Here is a 4,926-nt window from a genome sequence, read left to right as displayed (position 1 = left end):
GGACTGCCGTCGGTGTCGAACACCTCGTAGATCCAGGTGTCCGGATGGTATTTCGGCAGGTCGGTGCGTTCCTTGAAGGTGATGCCGTAGAGCTGGGTGGCGGCATGGAACACGCCGTTTTCCAGCACGTTCTTCAGCTCGAAATAGGGCTTGAGCTGGCTTTCGTCGAAATCGTACCGGGCCTGCCGCACCTTCTCGCTGTAATACGCCCAGTCCCAGGGTTCCAGCTGGAAGCTTGGCCGGCCGGCGCGTTGCTGCTCGGCGTCGATCATCGCCTGCAGGTCGGCGCCTTCGCGGCGGGCGTTGGCCAGCGCCTTGGGCGCGAGCTGGCCGAGCATGCGGTTGACGATGTCCTGATTGCCGGCGGTCTCGTCGGCGAGGATGAAGTTGGCGTAGGTATCGAAACCGAGCAGGCGGGCGCGCTCGGCGCGCAGCTTGAGGATGCGCGAAACCACGCCGGTGTTGTCCCACTGGCCGCCGCGGCTGCCGCGGGCGACCGAGGCCTGGTGCAGGCGTTCGCGCAGGGCGCGGTCGCGCAGCTGTGCCTCGGCCGGCTGGCCGGTGGTATTGGTCAGGGCGATCACGTATTTGCCAGGCAGGTCGCGCGCGCGCGCGGCCTCGGCGGCGGCGGCGATCTGCTCGTCGCTCATGCCGGCCAGCTGGTCGCGGCTGTCGACCACGAGGGCCGAGGCGTTGACCTCGTCCAGCACGTTCTGGTCGAACGTCGTGCCCAGCTGTGAAAGCTCGGTGTTGATCTCGCGGATGCGCGTCTTTTGCGCATCGCCCAGTGCCGCGCCGGCGCGAACGAAGTCCTGGTAGCGTTTTTCCAGCAGACGCAGGTCGATGGCGTCCAGCCCCAGCGTGGCGCGGGCGTCGTACAGCGCCTTGATCCGGGCGAACAGCTTCGGATTCAGCGCGATCGCGTCGCGGTGGGCGGCGAACTTCGGTGCGTACTCGACTTCCAGCGCGGCCCGTGCCGGAGTCTTGTCGCTGGCGACGAAGTTGAAGAACACGCTGGTAGCGCGATTGAGCAGGCGGCCGCTGCGCTCCAGCGCGACGACGGTGTTCTGGAAGGTCGGCGCCTCCGGGCTGTTGGAGATGGCGTCGATCTCGCGCAGCTGCTGTGCCATGCCGTAGTCGAAGGCGGGCGCAAAGTCACTGTCCTTGATCCGGTCGAACTGCGGAAAGTTCAGGTCCAGCGGGCTGGGGGCGGCGAACGGACCGCTGTAGGCTGGCGTGGATGCAGTGGATGCAGTGGATGCAGTGGATGTAGTGGAGGCGGGGGCGGGGGTCTGGGCTTGGAGTGTCATCGGGTTGCTGCCGAAGGCGACGGCGAGCGCAAAGGCAAGGAGTCCGGGGGACGAGAGGTTCATGGATATTCGGGAGAAGCCGGCTGAAGACGGCTAGAGTAGCGCATCGCGGTTTTCCGGCGCACGGGCGGGTGGTCCGATGCTGCTGCGGATCGCGTTGTTCGGGCCGGACGGACGGCCTGCGAGGAGGTTGCGATGGCGGTGACGACGGCCTTTGATTTCGAGGCGCTTGCGCTGGATGGGACGGCTTGCGCGCTGGAGCAGTGGCGCGGCAAGGCGCTGCTGATCGTCAACGTGGCCAGCAAATGCGGATTCACTCCGCAATACGCCGGCCTGGAGCAGCTCTGGAAGAACTACCGCAAGCGCGGATTGGTGGTGCTGGGCTTTCCCTGCGACCAGTTCGGCCATCAGGAGCCGGGCGATGCGGAGGAAATCCGCAGTTTCTGTTCGCTGACCTACGACGTGAGCTTTCCGATGTTCGCCAAGGTCGAGGTCAACGGAGCCGGCGCGGATCCGCTGTGGAAGTGGTTGAAGGCGCAGAAAGCCGGGTTGCTCGGGATCGGCGCGATCAAGTGGAACTTCACCAAGTTCCTGGTCGGCCGCGATGGCCAGGTCGTCGCCCGCTATGCGCCGACCGACAAGCCGGAATCGCTGGTCGGTGCGGTCGAGGCAGTGCTCGGCTGAGGGTTCTGCGGAAGCGTATCCGGCGCCAGGCGGCTGGAACGCGAGCTTCCGGGCGGGGAGCGCTATTTCTCGACGAAGGCGCGCTCGAACACGTATTCCCCGGCGGAACCGATCCGCGCCGACGCGTTGAAGCCGCGCGCGTCGAGGATGCGGCGGAAGTCGGCCAGCATCTGCGGGCTGCCGCAGACCATCGCGCGGTCGTGGGCGGCATCGAGCGGGTCCAGCCCGAGCGCTGTCGGGATCCGGCCCTGCTCGAGGTGATCGGTGATGCGGCCGCGGTGATCGTGGCCCTTGTACTCGAAAGCCTCACGCGAGACCGCCGGATAGTAGAGCAGGCGTTCGCGCAACAGGTCGCCCAGCAACTCGTGGCGCGGCAGTTCGCGTTCGATGTAGTCGCGGTACGCCAGGTCCTTCGCCTCGCGGACGCCGTGGCAGAGCACCACGCGTTCGAAGCGTTCGTAGGTGGCGGGATCCTGGATGATCGCCAGCCACGGCGCCAGCCCGGTTCCGGTGCCGAGCAGATAGAGGTTGCGGCCCGGATGCACGTCCGAGATCAGCAGGGTGCCGGTGGGCTTCTGGCCGACCAGCAGGATGTCGCCCGGCTGGATGTGCTGCAGGCGCGAGGTCAGCGGTCCGTTTGGAACCTTGATGCTGAAGAACTCCAGCTGCTCGTCCCAGTTGGGACTGGCGATCGAGTAGGCGCGCATCAAGGGCTTGCCGTCCACCTCCAGCCCGATCATGACGAACTGGCCGTTGTCGAAACGGAAGCCGTCGTCGCGGGTAAGGGTGAAGCTGAAGTAGGAGTCGGTCCAGTGGCGGACGTCGAGCACCGTTTCGGTGCCGAAAGGGGCGGCCATGCGCGTGGGGATTCGTGCTGGATGAATGGGGATTTTACGACGCGGCGCAACATCGAGGTTTGATCCTGAGCAAAATCGCCTGCGTGAAGCGCGATTCGACCGGCGCGGGCGCATGCTTCGGGAATGGCGGAGCCGCTGCGCACCTTGTGGACGATCGGGCATTCGACCCGCCCGTGGCCGGACTTCGTGGCCATCCTGCACGAGGCGGGAATCGAAGTGCTGGTCGATGTCCGTCGCTTCGCCGGCTCGCGGCGCAATCCGCAGTATTCCCGCGACGCCATGCCGGCGGCGCTGGCCGCGGCCGGGATCAAGTACCGCGCCTTGCCGACGCTGGGCGGACGGCGCAAGCCGGTTGCCGGATCGACCAATGCCGGCTGGCGGGTCGATGCCTTCCGTGCCTATGCCGATCACCTGGCCAGCGACGAATACCGGCAGGGGCGTGCCGAACTGATGGCGCTGGCGCTGGAACGACGTACCTGCGTGATGTGTGCGGAGGCGGTGTGGTGGCGTTGCCATCGCCGCATCATTGCCGACGACTTCAGCGCACGCGGCTGGACAGTCGAGCACCTGATGGGCGCGGGCAAACGCACGCGCAACGCCCTGCAGCCGGGTGCGGTGCTGGTCGACGACGTCCTGCGTTACCCGGGTTTGCCGCCGGTCAACGCTTGATCGTGTAAAGCGCCAGTTTGTTGTCGACCGCGGTGCCCGGCAGCCCGAGACTCTTGGCGATCCCCTTGAGCGCCTCGTATTCGCGCTCGTGCAGACGGCCATCGGAAGCGGCCAGCCGTACCAGGATGTCGAACAGGCGATCGATCTGCTCGGAGCCGGGCTTGTAAGTGTCGGTGAAACGCAGCAATTCCGCGTTGGAATTGATGTTTCGGCTCATCCCGCGATCGAATGCCATCGAGGCGATCTCGCGCTCGGCCAGCGACAGCTCGATCTCGTCCATCACGGCATTGGCGACATTCGATTCGTGGCTGCTGACCAGGCGGTCGGTCTTGGCAACGTAGCCCATCATCCCGAAGAAGACCTCGATGGTCATCCTGCGCTCGGCGTCCGGCTTGCCCAGCCCGAGCATGTCGCTCAGCAACAGGCGGATGTCGTTGAAGACGCCTCGCATGCCGGAGTGCTTGTCGTTTTCTGCCATGATCCCCGTTCCCGAATTGACCCGGCTCCATCCTGCTCTACTTCGGGCCTGCTGAAAAGGGGGCCGGAGGGCGTTTGCCGGGTTTCGTGACCGGGTTCCCGCGATGTCCGTCAGGTGCCGTCGGCGGGCGTCGCCGCGGGTTCCAGAAGATTGCCCACGTTTGCCGCCCGCTGCGCGCGATCGACCTGTGCATCCAGGGTATGGTCGACCGAGGTATCGCGTGCGCGTCCGTTCTCGCCAGGAAGCGATCCGAGGTCGTCGCTTCGCACCAGATTCACCCGGGTCCGGGCCTCCGGAGGCACGATGCCGGCCTGCCGCAGCGCCCGCCGAACCCGGCGCATGGCCTCGCTGCGGGTGCGCGACAGGTCGCTGCGGGTCTGGTTGATCCAGCCGGTGAAACGCAGCGCCGCGCCGTCGTTGTCCAGGCGCAGCACGCAGCCGTCGGGCGCGGGATCGGCGAGGACGGCATCGATGGCGGTGATGGCGGCGATGCCTTCGTCCAGCGCGGTGTGCAGGGAAGCGCCGTGCCCGACCATGACGTCGAAATCGAAGCGACGCTGCGGATTGCGCGAGTAGTTGAGGATGACCGACTTGAACACCAGTGCGTTGGGAAGCTGGAGGTGGTTGCCTTCGGCCGTCATCAGCACCGTGGCGCGGGAATCAAGCGCGATGACCTTGCCCTCATGGACGTCGATGCCCACGCTGTCCCCGGGTGCGAACGGCTGACGGATGCTCAGCAGCACGCCGGCCACGTAGTTCTCGGCGATGTCCTTGAACGCGAAACCCAGCACCAGCCCGACCACGCCGGCCGAACCCAGCACCGCACCGACCAGCGACGTGGCGCCCAGCAGGTCGAGTGCAACCAGCACGCCGGCCAGACCGATCAGGATATGGACGGTGTTGCGCAGCAGACCCTCCATGTAGGGGT

6 protein-coding genes are annotated in these 4,926 nt (G+C 66.3%); 2 read left to right on the top strand and 4 right to left on the bottom strand.

The window, feature by feature from the left end; translation table 11 throughout:
- The coding region (locus Q0X16_RS02750; protein WP_297830381.1) for a M3 family metallopeptidase at positions 1-1,310 on the bottom strand (1,310 nt) is incomplete at its 3' end.
- A 195-nt stretch (positions 1,311-1,505) separates the two neighbouring features.
- Here Q0X16_RS02750 and Q0X16_RS02745 point away from each other — a divergent pair.
- Positions 1,506-1,994, top strand: coding sequence for a glutathione peroxidase (locus Q0X16_RS02745; RefSeq protein ID WP_297830379.1), 489 nt, complete (start codon positions 1,506-1,508; stop codon positions 1,992-1,994).
- Positions 1,995-2,056: 62 nt separating this feature from the next.
- Here the strand turns inward: Q0X16_RS02745 and Q0X16_RS02740 are convergent, their stop codons facing one another.
- Positions 2,057-2,851 carry a ferredoxin--NADP reductase gene (locus Q0X16_RS02740; RefSeq protein WP_297830377.1) on the bottom strand — a complete coding sequence of 265 codons (795 nt, stop codon included), beginning with the start codon at positions 2,849-2,851 and terminating at the stop codon, positions 2,057-2,059.
- 123 nt (positions 2,852-2,974) lie between these two features.
- Between Q0X16_RS02740 and Q0X16_RS02735 the strand changes: the two genes are divergently transcribed.
- Positions 2,975-3,520, top strand: coding sequence for a DUF488 domain-containing protein (locus Q0X16_RS02735; protein ID WP_297830375.1), 546 nt, complete (start codon positions 2,975-2,977; stop codon positions 3,518-3,520).
- Here Q0X16_RS02735 and Q0X16_RS02730 read toward each other — a convergent pair.
- Together Q0X16_RS02730 and Q0X16_RS02725 are read right to left on the bottom strand one after the other, a co-directional pair.
- Complete coding sequence (locus Q0X16_RS02730; RefSeq protein WP_297830373.1) at positions 3,510-3,998, bottom strand: TerB family tellurite resistance protein; 489 nt, start codon at positions 3,996-3,998, stop codon at positions 3,510-3,512. The genes Q0X16_RS02735 and Q0X16_RS02730 overlap by 11 nt on opposite strands.
- A gap of 110 nt (positions 3,999-4,108) precedes the next feature.
- Positions 4,109-4,926: mechanosensitive ion channel domain-containing protein (locus Q0X16_RS02725; RefSeq protein ID WP_297830371.1), on the bottom strand; the 818-nt coding region annotated here is incomplete at its 5' end.

The organism is Thermomonas sp., from assembly GCF_025993755.1.
Classification (GTDB): domain Bacteria; phylum Pseudomonadota; class Gammaproteobacteria; order Xanthomonadales; family Xanthomonadaceae; genus Thermomonas.
Note: the sequence above shows the minus strand (reverse complement) of the source record. Positions and strands in the feature narration are given on the sequence as shown.

What these genes read in the sequence shown, in the direction of transcription:
- Q0X16_RS02745 (WP_297830379.1), top strand. Translation starts at nt 1,506, where the DNA reads ATGGCGGTGACGACGGCCTTTGATTTCGAGGCGCTTGCGCTGGATGGG.
- Q0X16_RS02740 (WP_297830377.1), bottom strand. Translation starts at nt 2,851, where the DNA reads ATGGCCGCCCCTTTCGGCACCGAAACGGTGCTCGACGTCCGCCACTGG.
- Q0X16_RS02735 (WP_297830375.1), top strand. Translation starts at nt 2,975, where the DNA reads ATGGCGGAGCCGCTGCGCACCTTGTGGACGATCGGGCATTCGACCCGC.
- Q0X16_RS02730 (WP_297830373.1), bottom strand. Translation starts at nt 3,998, where the DNA reads ATGGCAGAAAACGACAAGCACTCCGGCATGCGAGGCGTCTTCAACGAC.